Here is a 15,805-nt window from a genome sequence, read left to right as displayed (position 1 = left end):
AGAAGTGTTAGCGTCCTCTCGGACGCCCTCAGTATCAGTGACCGTACGGGTCCTCGTCAAGCGCAAGTTGGCTGATGACCGTGGCGAAATGCCAGGTAAAGGGCACTGCCGAACGTGGACGTGTCTCGTGCGGACCTGGTGCGCGGCGATCAGGGAAGACTCGTGAACAGCAGCGAAGGAGAGGTTGGCACCCCCATGGCCCAGCAGCCGTTGCTCCGCGATGTGATCGACATCAAGGAGTCGATCTCCACCTCAGACTTCGTGCTGCGGCTGGCCGAGGCGGTGACTCCGGAGGGCGCCGAGCATGCGCTGAGGGACTATGTGGTCACCGAGCGCCTGCAGAAGAACTTCGAAGAGGCGCTGGACCTGATCAAGGCGGCGCTGGACGGGCACACGTCCAAGGCGGCCTACCTGCACGGATCGTTCGGTGCTGGTAAGTCGCACTTCATGGCCGTGCTGTACGCGCTGCTCAGCGGCAACCAGACCGCCCGCGCCATGGGCGACTTCGACAAGGTGCTGACCAAGCATGAGTGGCTGGTCAACGACGGCAAGAAGTTCCTGCTGGTGCCCTACCACATGCTGGGTGCCAAGGCCATGGAGCAGAGGGTGCTCGGCGGCTACGTCAGCCACATCAAGAAGCTGCATCCCGAGGCGCCCACACCGCAGGTTTACCGGACGGACTCCCTCTTCACCGACATTCGGGCAATGCGGGCGAAGATGGGTGACGACGCCGTCATCAACGGCCTGGGCGGTGGGGTCGACAGCGAGGAAGACGAGTGGGGCGAGTCCTTCGCCTGGACTTCCGAGCTGCTGGACCAGGCGCTGGCCGCGGAGGAGTCGCACGACGGAGGCGACGCCCTGAACCTGGTGCATCCCACCACCCCGGCGGAACTGCGCGCCAAGCTGGTTCACGACGCGAGCACCAGCCTGCTCCCCGGTTTCGCGCAGAACGCGGCCGAGGACGAGCACGGCTTCATCTCCCTGGACGCCGGCCTGTCCGTGATCGCCCAGCACGCCAAGTCTCTCGGCTACCACGGGCTGATCCTCTTCCTGGACGAGCTGATCCTCTGGCTCGCCACGCTCATCCACGACCAGAAGTTCGTCGCCCGCGAAGCCAGCAAGATCACCAACTTCGTCGAGGGCAGTGACGAGCGGCGGGCCATCCCCGTCGTCTCGTTCATCGCGCGCCAGCGCGACCTGCGGGAGCTGGTCGGTGAAGAGCTGGACGCGGGCGCGGCGGAGGCGTCGATCCAGGACACGCTGAGCCTGGCCTCCGGACGCTTCGACAAGATCGCTCTGGAGGATCGCAACCTCCCGCAGATCGCGCATTCCCGCCTGCTCAAGGCGGATCCGGGTAAGGAACACCTGGTCGATGCGGCGTTCGCACTGACCAAGAAGATAGGCCCGCAGGTGTGGGACACCCTGCTCGGCTCGGATCAGGGCACCACAGGGGCGGACGAGGAGTCCTTCCGGCTCACCTACCCGTTCTCGCCCGCTTTCATGGACACTCTGGTGCACATCTCCTCGGCCCTGCAGCGTTCTCGCACAGGCCTGAAGCTCATGGGCCAGTTGCTCGCCGACCACCGAGACGATCTCCGGCTGGGCCAGCTCGTTCCCGTGGGGGAGCTCTACCCGGTGATCGCCGACGGCGGCGACAAGCCGTTCGTCGACAGCCTGAAAGTGGTCTTCGAGGCCGCCGACAAGCTGTACAGGGGCAAGATGCGGCCCTACCTGCTGTCTTCCGCGGGCGTCACCGAGGACGACGTCGAGCAGTTCCTGCACCGTCCCGAGACCCTCGCGGACCCGCAGCTCGCGCAGCGCTGCAAGGTGTTCATCGGCGACAACCAGCTTGTCTGCACCTTGCTGTTGTCGGCGCTGGCGCCGAGCGCGTCGGCGCTGAGCGACCTGACGATCCGCCGCCTCGGCGCGCTCAACCACGGCTCGGTGACGGCGCCGATCCCTGGTAGCGAGGTGGGCATCATCGCCAACAAGGTGACGGAGTGGGCGGCCCGCTTCCCCGAGATCAAGCAGTCCGGCACGGGGCCCACCGCCCGTGTCCGGCTGGAGCTCACGGGTATCGACGTCGACACGGTCATCGCCAACGCGGCGGTCAACAACAACCCCGGCAACCGGATCGCGCTCGCCAAGAAGCTGCTCATGGACGAGCTCGGCATCGACCACGGCGACGCCCGGCTGGGCGCCGACGAGCTGCGCTTCGTCTGGCGTGGCTCCAGCCGCACGGCCGAGGTCGTCTTCGGCAACATCGCCGACGAGGACGAACTGCTCGATCACGATCTGCAACCGCAGGTGGACGGCCAGTGGCGGATCGTCGTCGACCTGCCGTTCGACGAGAACGGCTACGGGCCCAGAGAAGACGTCAACCGGCTGCAACGTCTCGCTGAGCGGCAGCGCGAGCGCACCAGGACCCTCGCCTGGATCCCCTGCCATCTGTCGGCCCAGCGGATGGACGACTTCAAGCGCCTGGTCATCATCGACAAGGCCCTCGCCGACGACAACCGGTTCGCCACGCAGTACGCCGCTCATCTCAGCCCTGACAACCGGGCCAGGGCGAAGGGGCTGCTGGAGAGCCAGCTGGAGGCGCTGCTCAAGAACCTCAAGCCCGCCTTCAAGCAGGCGTACGGCCTGGCCATGCAGATGGAGACGGACGTCGAGGGAGGGTTCGACGAGCACCTCATGTCCCTGCGCGACGTCCATGGTCTCAAGCTCTCGCTCGGCCAGTCGATGCACGAGGCCCTCAGGGAGATCGTGGCCAAGGCACTGGCCTCGCAGTTTCCCGCCCACCCGGACTTCGACCCGGACGGCAGCAGGGTCCCCGTCAAGCCGGCGGACGCCAGAACGGTCTTCACCTATGTCCGGGCCGCGGCGGAAGCCCGTGACAACCAGGCCGAAGTCCCCGCCAAGGAACGCAAGCTGGTGGAGCGGGTGGCCGGTCCATTGGGCCTTGGGCAGCAGAAGGAGGCGTACTTCGAGCTCTCCCAGCGTTGGGCGGACCACTTCCGGCGCATGGCGCAGACCGAGGGAGTCACGGGCGACCTCAGCCTGATCCACCTCACAGACTGGATGGACAGACCGAACCCCATGGGTCTGGAGCCATTCCTGGCCAACCTGGTCGCCGCCTCCTTTGCCGAGATGGACGACAGGGTGTGGGTGCGCGGCGGAGTGCCGCTCGATCCCTCGCCCGAGCTCGCCCAGATCAAGCAGGGTGACGCCCTGCGGAGCCAGCCGCTTCCCGGAGAGCACGACTGGGCCACCGCGCAAGAGCGATTCGCGGCGATCTTCGGGGAGAAGGCGCCGACGCTACGCCGCGGAAGGATGGTGCACCAGTTCGCCCGGCAGATCCTGGAGGCTGCCCGCAGGCAGCAGGAGGCCGCCACCACCCTGGTCGAGCAGTTGGAGCAGCATGCCGCCTTCCTCGGTCTGGACGAGACGGACGAGTCGGGACGTCTGATGATCGCCCGAAAGTCGCTTGACCTGCTGAAGTCTTTGGTGGCCACGGGACGGGCGGGGGCGGGGGCCACGTCGGCGAAGAAGACGATCGAGACGCTCGCTCGCGTCGACCTCGGGCCAGTGAGCCCGGATCGGTACGGCACCTCCATCACGAAGGCTCATGCGGTGGCCCAGGCGCTGGCCGCGGCCTCATGGGACACGCTGGACCTCGCCTCAGGGCAGGGTACGGAAGGCCACGCGTTGCTCGAGTCCCTGCGCGGCGTCGCCCGTGCGGATCAGCGCACGGCCGACCTGATCGAGGCGCTGGACCGTACCAGACGCGAGATCACCGCGCTGATCAAGCGCAACCAGGCCGACCCGCCGCCTCCGCCCAAGCCGCAGCCGCCCGTGCCCGGACCCGACAACGTCGATCTGGCCGGGGGCAGCAGCCACCCGCCCGTGCCGGTGGAGGGCAAGCGCAGGTCTGGCAGTCGGCGCACGATTGCGGCCAGGGCGGTGGCCGACCTCCGGGAGGAATTGGCCGCCCTGCCGCCGGGCACCGCCGTCGAGATCACCTGGCGGGTCGTGGACTGATGAGCGTCCTTGGCAGCGCGACGCCGGGAACGGTACGGCTGAGCGCCTCGACCGTCACCCAGTACCTGACGTCACAGACCTCCCTGCCGGCCGCGCTGGAGCGCGGGCGCCGAGTCGTGGTGCTGCGGTCCGACCCTCAATGGGATGGCCCTGCCGAGGTGACGTGGGCGTCGGGGCAGCGGGCGCGGGTGGCGACCGCGGTCTCGCCGCTCGCCGTGCACGAACTCGTCCTGGACCACCTGGGCGCGGGCGAGGAGGCTCCCGCGTTGCTCGTGGTGCTGACCGATCGCGAACAGTCCGAGCTCGATCCGGCGATCCTCGCCCGGGTGCACAAGCAGCGGGTCGAGGCCGTCGACCGGTGGAACGTGGTGCAGCAGGCCTTCGGCGCGGACGGGATCGATCCCGGGCTGCAGGAGGCGAACTGGGCGGCGGAAGCGCTCCTGGATGCCACCCCGCCCGGGGGCTGGCCGCAGGTGGCCGGAGGCTTGCTCCCCCGCCGGGTCGCGCTTTCCGAACTCGCGACCCGACGGCTCCGGCTCGGGCGTTACGCAACGGATCATGACCAGCTGTTCGGCGACAACCTGGACATTTACGCCCTGCTGTCGTGGTCGCTCAGTTCCGGAGGCCCGGAAACACTGCTCGCCTTGCGCGCGCCGGAGCGGGATGGGCTGGCTGCTTTCCTCGGTGAGGACGATCAGGCAGGGGCGGCGGGGAGAGCGCTCCGGGCCCTGGTGGCTGCCGAGCATGGTGCCGAGGCCGTGCCGTTCGGGTTGGTGTGCGCGGCCCTCTGGCAGCATGCGGAAGCGGATGCGCAGAGCCACCGGGGGCGCGGGCGGGCCGAGAGGTGGTTCGGCGAGCATCCGCCCGCCGCGGGCGAGGCGCTGGACGTGCTCGCGATGGCGTTCGGGCGCGCGTGCGAGGAGTTCGTCACCGTGCTGCTCGGCGTCAGCCGTAGCGACCCGGACGAGGAGCGGGCACGCCGCGCGCGGCGGATCTCCACCATGGTGCTGGATCGAGCCGAGGCACTGAGCCACCGGCTCGGCGCGGACGCACAGGCGGCGGCCAGCCCCATCCTGGCTTCGGGGCTCAAGGCGCGCTTCGCACAGGCCGGCCTGGCCCTGGCGAGCGAGGAACCGAAAGCGATCGCGGAAGCGATGCAGGAACTGGACGATCATCGGCTGGCGGCCGATGCGGACGCGCGGGTACGGATCGATCGCGTGCGGATGGCACAGCGGCTGACGCAGTGGCTGGCCACCGACCCCGCCGAGGAGACGGAGACCGTCGCCGCGGCGGTACAACGCCACGTCACGGAAACCGGCTGGGTGGACCAGGCCCTGGAGCACCTCGAATCCGGCGGGGACCCTGAGCCGTCGGTGAAGGCCGTCTACGACACGTTGGGCGTCCGCGTACGCGAGCGGCGGCACGCCGTCGACCGTTCATTCGCGACGGCTCTGGCCGGCTGGACCTCGGCCGGCACCGACCCCGGCTCCATGCTGACCGTCGAGACCTTCCTGCACCGGGTCGTCCGGCCGGTGGTGGCCGCCAAGACCGGACGCCGGATCCTCCTTCTGGTGCTGGACGGCATGAGTGCGGCCATCGCCTGCGAGCTGGGTGAGGAACTACGCAGGCACTGGGCCGAATACGATCCCCTCGCCGACGCTCAGGACAAGCCGCGACGCCGAGCCATGGCCGCCGCACTTCCCACGCTGACCGCCGTGTCGCGGACGTCTCTTTTCGCGGGCAAGCTCATGAGGGGGACACAGGCGGACGAGAAGCGGTTGTTTCCTGCCCACCGGTTCTGGGGCGGAGCGCCGGCTGCCGTCTTCCACAAGGACGACCTGCGTGGCGGCACCGCCGGCGATTCCTTCGGTCCCGCGCTGGCCGACGCGCTCGCCGACCCGCAGACCCATGTCGCCGTGGTGCTGAACACCATCGATGACCGGCTCGCCAAGGAGCAGAAGCTCGGCGACGGCGCCTGGCGGCTCGACCAGATCGGCATGCTGCGTGAGCTGCTCCGCGCTGCCGCCGACCAGGGCATGGCAGTGATCATGACAAGCGATCATGGGCATGTCGTGGACCGCCATGGCGCCAAGGCCGTGGGCGAGGCCGTCGACTCAGCCCGTCATCGGAGGCCAGGCGGCAACCTGCTGGATGCGGAGGTTCTGCTGTCCGGGCCGCGGGTGGTGTGGCCGGAAACCGATGGCGCGATCGTGGCTCTGTGGGACGCCGACTCCCGCTACACCTCGCAGAAGGCCGGCTACCACGGCGGTGCCTCGCCGGCCGAGGTGACCATTCCGGTTCTGGCCTTCCTGCCGTTCGGCGCCGAACCTCCCAAGGGATGGAGGGAACTCGGCGACCAGCATCCGAGCTGGTGGTCGTTGCGGCAACCGGCGGCGACCCCATCCGCGGTGACTCCGCCGACGGCTCCCCAACCGAAGAAGCCGGCCAAGCGTACGAAGGTCCCGCAGCCGACCCATGACGCGTTGTTCGATGTGGTGCTGGAAGCGGGCGGGCAGGACACGTTGCTCACCCCCAAGCTGAGGTCGGCCGACGACATGCTCGTCGAAGCCCTTCTCGCATCGGACATCTTCAACGAGCAGGTGAATCTGCTGGCCCGCAAGCCGCCCATGGACAAGGTCAGATCGGCGATCCTGGTGCTGCTCGATTCGGGCACGCTGCCGTCCACCGCGCTCGCCCAGCGCGTCGGCTACCTGACCGCGCGTGCCGACGGCTTCGCAGCCGTGCTGCGTCAGCTGCTCAACTATGAGGGCGTGCAGGTGCTGGAGACGCTGCCGGACGGGCGGACCCTGCGTCTGAACACCGGATTGCTCCAGGAGCAGTTCGAGCTGGCACGATACTGAGGGGATGGGTAACGGTCGGTTGTCACAGGTGAGCGGCGCGCGGCGGCGCGCGGTGATCGACGCGCTCCGGCGCGGTGCCGTACCCGAAAGCGGTCTGGACCTGCTCGCCACCGGGCTGGCCCGATTCGAATCGGCCCTCGATGCCGAGCTTGACGCCTGTGCCTCCGGGGCATCGGTGTTCAAGGCCGTCCGCGGTGAGTACGGCTCGGGCAAGACGTTCCTCGCGCGATGGCTGGGAGAGCGGGCGAAACGGCGTAACTTCGCCGTTTCGGAGATCCAGATCTCTGAAAGCGAGACGCCCCTGCACCGGCTGGAGACCGTCTACCGGCGGTTGACCGAGCGGATCTCCACCGCCAGCTTCCCGCCCAGCGCCCTGCGATCCATCGTGGACGCCTGGTTCTACGCGCTCGAAGAGGACGCGCTGGCGGCGGGCGCGAGTGAGGATGAGCTGTCCGCAGCAGTGGAGAAGCTGCTCGAGGCCCGGCTGGCCGAGGTGTCGAGGCAGGCGCCGTCCTTCGCGACGGCGCTGCGCGGCTACCGGGCGGCGTCGCTGGCAGGTGACGAAGCGACCGCCGCCGCGATCCTGGCCTGGCTGGGCGGGCAGCCGCATGTCGCCGCGGCGGCCCGCCGCACGGCCGGCGTGCGGGGAGACCTTGACCATTTCGGGGCGCTCGGATTCCTGCAGGGGTTGCTCACCGTGCTGAGAGACAGCGGACACCCCGGCCTGCTCGTCGTGCTCGACGAAGTGGAGACCCTGCAACGGGTGCGGTCTGACGCCCGCGACAAGGCGCTCAACGCGCTGCGGCAACTCATCGACGAGGTGCACTCCGGCCGGTTCCCGGGCCTGTACCTGCTGATCACCGGCACCCCGGCGTTCTACGACGGCCAGCAGGGCGTCCAGCGATTGGCTCCGCTCGCTCAGCGGCTGGCGACCGACTTCACCACCGATCCACGTTTCGACAACCCGCGCGCGATCCAGCTCAGACTGCCCGGATTCACCCTGGAGTCGCTGGTCGACCTCGGCATCACCATCCGCGATCTGTACGCCGCGGGCGCCTCGGACCGGATCAAGACGGTAGCCGATGACGCCTACGTCGCAGACCTGGCGTCCGCGGTCGGCGGAGCGCTCGGGGGCAAGGTCGGCGTGGCGCCCCGCCTGTTCCTGAAGAAGCTCGTGGGGGACGTGCTCGACCGCATCGACCAGTTCGACGACTTCGACCCGCGCCTGCATTACCGGCTCACACTGGCCAAGGGCGAGCTGACCGAGACCGAACGCAATTTCGTGGCCGCGGCGGACGACGTCGACCTGGACGTCGAATGACGGACGTGGCGGATCGGCTTCATCCGGTCGTCCTGCACCATGTCGTCAACACCCTCGGCTGGCCGGATCTGCGCCCGTTGCAGCGTGCCGCGATCACACCGCTGATGGACGGCGAGGACGCCGTCCTGCTCGCCCCGACCGCCGGGGGCAAGACAGAGGCCGCGTGCTTCCCCCTGCTGTCGGCGATGGAGCGGAACGGGTGGACCGGCCTGTCGGTGCTCTACCTGTGTCCGCTGAAAGCGCTGCTCAACAACCTGTCCCCGCGGATCGGCTCGTACGCCGAGTGGCTGGGGCGTCGAGCCGGTGTCTGGCATGGAGACGTCACCCAGTCGCGTCGGCAACGGATCAGGACGGATCCGCCGGACATCCTGCTGACCACTCCCGAATCGCTCGAATCCATGCTGATCGGAGTGAAGACCGATCACGGTCAACTCCTCGGACGGATCCGGGCGGTCGTCGTGGACGAGGTCCACGCCTTTGCCGCCGATGACAGGGGCTGGCATCTGCTGGCCGTACTGGAGCGGCTGGAGCGGCTGGCAGGCCACCCGATTCAGCGGATCGGGCTGTCGGCCACGGTGGGCAACCCCGAACAGCTCCTGACCTGGCTCCAGGGAGCAGGCGCCGGAAAGCGGACCGGCCGTGTCGTAGCGCCCGAAGCGAGGCCCTCAGGTCACCCTCCCGGTGAGGTCGAACTCGACTACGTCGGCTCGCTGGACAACGCGGCAAAATTGATCGCGGCGCTGCACCGGGGCGAGAAACGCCTGGTGTTCTGCGACTCGCGGCGCCAGGTCGAACAACTCGGGGCAGCGCTCAGCGCCCGCGAGGTCCGGGTGTTCCTCTCTCACGCCTCATTGTCGGCCGAAGAACGGGCCCGCTCGGAGCAGGCCTTCGCCGAAGCACGCGACTGTGTGATCGTTTCGACCTCGACACTCGAGCTCGGCATCGACGTCGGCGACCTGGACCGGGTCATCCAGATCGACGCGCCTGCCAGTGTCGCGTCCTTCCTGCAGCGTATCGGCCGCACCGGGCGGCGCGCCGGCAGCGTGCGCAACTGCCTGTTTCTCGCGACCAGAAGGGACGCTTTCCTGCAAGCCGCCGGCTTGCTGCTGCTGTGGGGACGCGGCTGGGTGGAACCGGTGAGTGCGCCACCCGAGCCGCGTCATCTGGTCGCGCAGCAAATTCTCGCCGTCGCTCTTCAGCAGCACCGGATCGGGGACCGGCTGTGGGAAGACGAATGGAACGGGTTGGCGCCCTTCGACCGGTCGGCTGCGCCCATCCTGCGTCACATGGTGAACACCGGCTTCCTCGACCAGGATGGCGGGATGCTGTTCGTCGGTCCCGAGGCCGAGCAGCGGTTCGGGAGACGGCATTTCATCGAGTTGACCGCGTCCTTCACCGCGCCTCCTCAGTTCACCGTACTCGCCGGGCGCCGGGAGATCGGGCAGGTCGATGTCTCGGTGCTGACCGAAGAACGGCAAGGCCCGCGCCTGCTGCTGCTGGGCGGCCAGAGCTGGCGGGTCACTTTCATCGACTGGACCCGCAAACGAGCCTTCGTCGAACCGGCTGACCGCGGTGGAGTGGCCAAGTGGACCGGCAGCGGCGTCGCGGGCCTGCCGTTCGCCCTGACACGCGCGATGCGAGAGGTCCTGCTCGGCGCCGACCCACCGGTGTCGCTCACCCGCCGGGCGCAGGCCTGCTTGGCGGACTGGCGCGAAGAAGCCCCTGCCATCGTGCACCCCGGCGGAACTCTGATCACCAGGAATGGCCTGGATGTGCGCTGGTGGACCTGGGCCGGCTACCGTGCCAATGCGACTCTGGCCGCCACGCTGCCTTCGATCGCCGACCCGGTACAACGGCCGACCGATTTCGCGGTACGACTCCGCCAAGACCTCACCCCGGCTGTCTGGAAGGCGGCGAGGACGAGCATCGGCGACGGAGAACTTCTCGTTCTCCCCGACGTCGATCGTCGGGCCGTCACAGGACTCAAATTCGCGACTGTGCTCCCCGAACGGCTGGCGGTGGCGACCGTCGCCATCCGTCTGGCGGACTTCGAGGGCGCCAAGACTGCTTTGATGGAGCCTGTCCGCCTGCAGCATCTCGGCAGCCACTGACTGTTCGCCCGCACTCCAGCCGATGCGCCGAGCAGGGCCCGCTGCGTCGCAATGATGTGCCTGCGAGCGACCACTTCGGCGCGCTGCTGGCAGGGGCCGTCGCATGAGCGTACGCTCGGCAGGTCCCCGAGGAATATCCGCACGTTTCCCCGAGGAGGGCCGCATGACCGTACGCGTGGAGCGCGAGGGACCGGTCACCACCGTGGTGATCAGCAGGCCGGAGGCGCGTAACGCGGTCGATCGCAAGACGGCCGACGCGCTGGTGACCGCGTTCCGTGACTTCGAGGGCTCCGATGCCGCCGTGGCGGTGCTGTGGGGCGAGGGTGGCACGTTCTGCGCCGGCGCCGACCTCAAGGCGCTCGACAACCACGTCGGCGAGGACGGCGACGGGCCGATGGGCCCGACCAGGATGCGCCTGTCCAAGCCGGTCATCGCCGCCGTGGCCGGGCACGCCGTCGCGGGCGGGCTGGAGCTGGCCCTCTGGTGCGACCTGCGGGTGGCCGAGGAGGGAGCGGTCTTCGGGGTGTTCTGCCGCCGGTGGGGGGTGCCGCTCATCGACGGCGGCACCGTACGGCTGCCCCGCCTCGTCGGCGCCTCCCGGGCGATGGACATGATCCTCACTGGCCGGCCCGTCGAGGGGCGGGAGGCGTACGAGTGGGGGCTGGCCAACCGGCTCGTGCCGACCGGCACCGCCCGGCGGCAGGCCGAGGAGCTGGCCCGCGAGATCGCCCGCTTCCCGCAGACCTGCCTGCGTGGCGACCGGCTGTCGGCGCTGGAGCAGGAGGGGCTGGGCGAGGAGGAGGCGATGCGGAACGAGCTGCGCCACGGGCTCGTCTCGCTGCCCGACGCGGTGGGCGGCGCCGCCCGCTTCGCCGCGGGCGCGGGCCGCCACGGCGACTTCACCGGCCTCTGAGCAGGGTCAAGCCAGCACGGGGAAGTTGGCTCGGATGACGCCGTGCGGGTCGCGGGAGCGCTTGAGGTCGCGGAGCCGGGCCAGCGACTCGCTCGGGAACGCCGCCGCGGCCTGCTCGCCACCGTGCAGCATCGTGTACGGCCTGCGCCCGCTGCTGAACGGCACCAGCGCCTTGCCCAGCCGCTCCAGGCGCTCGGCCGTGGCCTCGGTGGGCGCGCCGATCGCGTAGATCAGGTACGGCTCGTCCAGGTGCCCCGCGGCGCCGCCCCCGTCGGCGGGCCTGGACAGCGCGCCGCCCAGGTGCCGGATCTGCACGCTGATCATCGGGTCGATCGGCTCGCCCAGCAGCACGCCGGCCACCTGGTCGTCGAGCCCGGTCAGCAGCTCGCACCGGCTGGTGCCGGGCTGGGGATCGGTGGGTTCGTCGCAGATGGAGCCCAGCTCGGCGACCGGCAGCAGCCGCCGGTTGTCACTGAGTGCGCCGCCGATCAGCTCGAAGGGCCGCAGCAGCGTGCCCGGGTCCCGGCCCAGGTACGTGCTGTCGATCATGACGAACCCCGGCCCGCCGGGGATCTGCAGCAGGTCGAACCAGACCGTCAGCTCGTCCGGCGCGGTCGCGGTGACCTCGCGGTAGGCGGCCAGCACCTCGGGCGCCCGCTCGATCGGCCACGTGATCCGCCCGCCGTACAGGAAGGGGGCGGGCCGCAGGTCGAACTCCATCGCCGTCACGACCGCGAAGTCGCCGCCGCCGCCCCGCAGCGCCCAGAACAGCTCGGGGTCCCGCTCGGCCGTCACCCGGATCCGCCGGCCCCCGGCGTCCACCGCGTCGAAGGCCCGCACGCTGTCGGCGGCGAAGCCGTACTTCCTGCTGAACCAGCTCAGCCCGCCGCCCAGCGTGTACCCGGTCACGCTGACCACGGGGGAGCTGCCCGCGAGGCCGGTCAGCCCGAGCGGGCTCGCCGCCGCCAGCACCTCGCCCCACTTCACACCCGCGCCGACGCGCGCCACCCCGTTGTCGATCTCCACTCCGCCCAGGCCGCCGGTCCGCAGCAGGATCGTGCCCTCGGTGTCGCCGGAGGCGCCGTGGCCGCTCGGCTGCGCGGTCACCGCCAGCCCGTGCAGGCGGGCGTAGCCGACCGCGGCCGCCACGTCGTCGGCGTCGGCCGCTTCGACGACCGCGCGCACCCGCTGGTCGACGGCCAGGTTCCACGGCCTGCGCGCCTCGTCGAAACCCTCGTCGCCGGGGAGGAGCACGCGGCCGGTGGTCAAGTTCTTCAGTTCGTTCATGGATCAAGCATGCGTTTCGGCACTTGGGAAGTATTTGAGGTTGACTTGGGGTTCGTGGAGTTCAGACTGTTCGGTCCGCTTGAAGTGGACGACGGCGACGGCAACCGGCTCGACCTCGGCACCCGCAAGCAGCGGGCGGTCCTGGCCAGGCTGGCGCTCGAGCCCGGCCGCGTCGTGCCGCTCGACCGGCTGATCGAGGAGCTGTGGGCGGGGGAGGCGCCGGCCAAGGCCACGGCGACGCTGCAGGCGTACGTCTCGCATCTGCGGCGGGTGCTGGAGCCGGACCGCAAGCCGCGCACGCCGCCCCGGGTGCTGCTCACCCGCGAGCCCGGCTACGTGCTGGACGTCACGCCCGGCCAGACGGACGTGGGCCGCTTCGCCGCGTGGGCCGCCGACGGGGCGCGCCTGGTCAGGCAGGGGCGGCACGCGGAGGGCGCGCGGACGCTCGACAGGGCGCTCGCGCTGTGGCGGGGGGAGCCGCTGGCCGAGTTCCCCGATCTGGCGCCGGCGGCGTCCGCGCGGCTGGACGAGCTGCGGCTCGTGGCCGAGGAGGACCGGCTGGAGGCCCGGCTGGCGCTCGGAGAGGCGAGCGTGCCCGACCTGGAGGCGCTGACGGAGGCGCACCCGTACCGGGAGCGGGCATGGGGGCTGCTGGTGCTCGGGCTGTACCGGGCGGGCCGCCAGGCCGACGCGCTCGCGGCGCTGCGCAAGGTGCGCGCCCTGCTCGCCGACGAGCTGGGCATCGAGCCGGGGCCCGAGCTGAGGCGGCTGGAGCAGGCGGTGTTCGAGCAGGCGCCCGAGCTCGACCCGGGCCCCAAGCTCAACCCGGCGCACATCCAGGACCCCGCTCCCGCGCCCGTTCCCGCAGGGCCGGGGTCCGACAGGCTCGTGGCCAGGGAGGGCGAGCTGCGGGTCCTGGAGGGGCTGCTGGCGCGGGCCCGACACGGCAGGGGCGGGCTGGCGCTGGTCACCGGCGAGGCGGGCATCGGGAAGACGAGCCTGGCCAGGGCCGTCGCCGACCTGGCCACGGCCAGGGGCTTCCGGGTGGAGTGGGGCCGCTGCCTCGACGGCGGCACGGCCCCCGCGTTCTGGCCGTGGACCCGCGCGGGCCTGATCCCGCCGTCCCCGCAGGCCGAGCTGTTCGACCTGTACGACGCCGTGCTGGCGGAGCTGCGGACCGGCCCGCTGCTCGTGGTGCTGGAGGACCTGCACTGGGCCGACGCCTCCTCGCTGAAGCTGCTCGGCCACGTCGCCGGCGAGCTGGCCAGGACCTCCGCGCTCGTCGTGGCCACGCTCAGGCCCGAGCCGGGCGACCACCCCGAGCAACTGCGCGAGACCCTGGGCGCGCTGGCCAGGGAGGGCCGCCGGCTGCCGCTGGCGCCGTTCGACGCCTCGGGCGTGCGCGACTACCTGCGCCTGCGCGACGTGGCGGCCGACCCGCAGGAGCTGCTCGACCGCTCGGGCGGCAACCCGTTCTACCTGACGGAGCTGCTCCGCCTGCCCGAACGCGAGCGCCACCTCGTCCCGCCCGGAGCCCGCGACGTCATCGAACGCCGCCTGGCCCGCCTCCCCGAGCCCACCCGGGACCTGCTCAGAGCCGCCGCGGTCGCGGGCCGGGAGGTGGAGCTGGACCTGCTGGCCGCCCTCGTGGACCGCCCCGTCGAGGAGGTCATGTCGCGGCTGGAGCCCGCGCTGGCCGCCGGGCTGCTGGCCGAGATGCCGGCCGGGGTCGCCGACTACCGCTTCTCCCACGCCCTCGTACGGCAGGCGCTCGACCAGGGCCTCACCCGGCTCGACCGCGCCCGCCTGCACCTGCGGGCCGCCGGGCACCTGGAGACCCTGCCCGGCGCCGACCCGGCGATCCTGGCCGGCCACTTCGCCGCCGCGGCCCGGCTGGGCGGCGCGCCCAAGGCCGTCACGTACGCCACCCGGGCCGCCGCGCAGGCCGCGGAACGCCACGGCTACCAGGAGGCCGTGCAGCTGTGGGAGCTGGCGCTCGACCACCTGCCGCCCGGCGACTCGCCCGAGCGCTGCCGCGTGCTCACCGAGCTGGGCCAGGCCCGGCGCACCACGGGCGACGCCGAAGGCACCTACCGCGACCTGACCGAGGCCGTCGCCCAGGCCCAGCGGCTCGGCGACCGGGACGCGCTGGTGGCGGCGGTCTCGGTCTTCGGCGGCCTGTCGGTGTGGAACTGGCGACCGTACGGCATCGTGGACGAGGACATGGTCGCGATCCTGGAGGACCTCCTGGCGGGCGACCTCGACGACCGGTCCAGGGCCGCGCTCCTGGGCACGCTCGGCATCGAGCTGCACTACGGCCCCCGGCGCGCCGAGGGCGAGCGGCTGGCGCTCGACGCGGTCGGCCTGGCCCGCCGCTCCGGCGACCCCATGCTGCTGGCCAGGGCGCTCAACAACTACGTGATCGCGAGCTTCGTACCCGGCCGCAACCCCGAGCGGCTGGCGGCGGCCGAGGAGATGCTGGCCATTCCCGGCCTGCCCAGGGAGGCCAGGCTGGTGGCGCGGGTGCTGCGCATGGCGTGCCTGCTGCGCGCGGGCGAGCTGGCCGAGTGGAGCAGGGACCTGGCCCGCTGCGAGCAGCTGCTGCACGAGGTCGCCCGGCCCGAGCTGGAGGCCATGGTCCGCGTCGCGCAGACCGCCGACCACGCCCTGCACGGCCGATGGGCGGAGGCGGAGGCGCTGGCCGAGCACTTCCCCAAGATCTCCTTCGGGGCGAGCCTGTGGGGCCAGGAGGCCCGCCGCCTCGGCGTCCTCTACACCTGCCGGCGCGGCCAGGGCCGGGTGGCGGAGCTCTTGGACGAGCTGGTGGCCGCGGGCGATCAGCCGCTCATGAGCATGGTGCGCCCGCTCGCCATCCTGGCCTCCCTGGACGTCGGCCGCACCGAGCAGGCGCGGCAGCTCCTCGGGCGGTGGGGCGTGGACCTGCGGGAGGACTGGTCGGCCGACTTCTTCTTCCCGGTCTGGGGTCTGGTGGCCGCCCAGCTCGGCACCCCCGACCCCGGGGAGATGTACGAGCGGCTGCTGCCGATCGCCGACCAGCCCATCGTCCTGGGCACGGGCAGCGCGGCCCTGGGCTGCGTGCAGGACGTGCTGGCCGAGCTCGCGCTCCGGCTCGGGCGTACGGAGCAGGCGCTCGAGCACAACCGGGCGGCCATCGCCAGGCACCGGCAGCTCGGCCTGGCCTACCTGGAGTCGCGCAGCCAGGCCCGCCGCGCCGAGCTGGCACCCTGAGCCTTCGCGCCCGTTGAGCTTT

General features: G+C 71.1%; 7 protein-coding genes. 6 read left to right on the top strand and 1 reads right to left on the bottom strand.

Annotated elements, in window-relative coordinates:
• Window positions 1-162 precede the first annotated feature (162 nt).
• The 5 genes from pglY (at window position 163) to ACWDRB_RS00425 (ending at window position 11,247) form a co-directional block, all read left to right on the top strand.
• Window positions 163-4,041, top strand: coding sequence for a BREX-2 system ATPase PglY (gene pglY, locus ACWDRB_RS00445; protein WP_449891267.1), 3,879 nt, complete (start codon window positions 163-165; stop codon window positions 4,039-4,041).
• Window positions 4,041-6,902, top strand: a complete 2,862-nt coding sequence (gene pglZ / locus ACWDRB_RS00440; protein WP_449891266.1) for a BREX-2 system phosphatase PglZ — start codon at window positions 4,041-4,043, stop codon at window positions 6,900-6,902. Before pglY ends, pglZ begins: the two co-directional genes overlap by 1 nt.
• 4 nt (window positions 6,903-6,906) lie before the next feature.
• A complete protein-coding gene (gene brxD / locus ACWDRB_RS00435) occupies window positions 6,907-8,223 on the top strand; it encodes a BREX system ATP-binding protein BrxD (protein ID WP_449891265.1) in 1,317 nt (438 codons plus the stop codon).
• Window positions 8,220-10,334: a DEAD/DEAH box helicase gene (locus ACWDRB_RS00430; protein ID WP_449891264.1), complete on the top strand. Its 2,115-nt coding sequence runs from the start codon at window positions 8,220-8,222 to the stop codon at window positions 10,332-10,334. Before brxD ends, ACWDRB_RS00430 begins: the two co-directional genes overlap by 4 nt.
• A 163-nt stretch (window positions 10,335-10,497) precedes the next feature.
• A complete protein-coding gene (locus ACWDRB_RS00425; protein WP_449891263.1) occupies window positions 10,498-11,247 on the top strand; it encodes a crotonase/enoyl-CoA hydratase family protein in 750 nt (249 codons plus the stop codon).
• A gap of 6 nt (window positions 11,248-11,253) precedes the next feature.
• Here ACWDRB_RS00425 and ACWDRB_RS00420 read toward each other — a convergent pair whose 3' ends face one another.
• Window positions 11,254-12,534 carry an FAD-binding oxidoreductase gene (locus ACWDRB_RS00420; protein WP_449891262.1) on the bottom strand — a complete coding sequence of 427 codons (1,281 nt, stop codon included), beginning with the start codon at window positions 12,532-12,534 and terminating at the stop codon, window positions 11,254-11,256.
• A 54-nt stretch (window positions 12,535-12,588) separates the two neighbouring features.
• Between ACWDRB_RS00420 and ACWDRB_RS00415 the strand changes: the two genes are divergently transcribed.
• Window positions 12,589-15,783, top strand: a complete 3,195-nt coding sequence (locus ACWDRB_RS00415) for a BTAD domain-containing putative transcriptional regulator (protein ID WP_449891261.1) — start codon at window positions 12,589-12,591, stop codon at window positions 15,781-15,783.
• The last annotated feature ends 22 nt before the right edge of the window (window positions 15,784-15,805 follow it).

The organism is Nonomuraea sp. NPDC003707 (genome assembly GCF_053587055.1).
This window is presented reverse-complemented; position numbering and strand designations above follow the sequence as displayed.

Bases quoted from the DNA above. Each gene is read 5' to 3' on its own strand.
- brxD (WP_449891265.1), top strand. From the start codon at position 6,907: ATGGGTAACGGTCGGTTGTCACAGGTGAGCGGCGCGCGGCGGCGCGCG.
- ACWDRB_RS00430 (WP_449891264.1), top strand. From the start codon at position 8,220: ATGACGGACGTGGCGGATCGGCTTCATCCGGTCGTCCTGCACCATGTC.
- ACWDRB_RS00420 (WP_449891262.1), bottom strand. From the start codon at position 12,534: ATGAACGAACTGAAGAACTTGACCACCGGCCGCGTGCTCCTCCCCGGC.
- ACWDRB_RS00425 (WP_449891263.1), top strand. From the start codon at position 10,498: ATGACCGTACGCGTGGAGCGCGAGGGACCGGTCACCACCGTGGTGATC.
- pglZ (WP_449891266.1), top strand. From the start codon at position 4,041: ATGAGCGTCCTTGGCAGCGCGACGCCGGGAACGGTACGGCTGAGCGCC.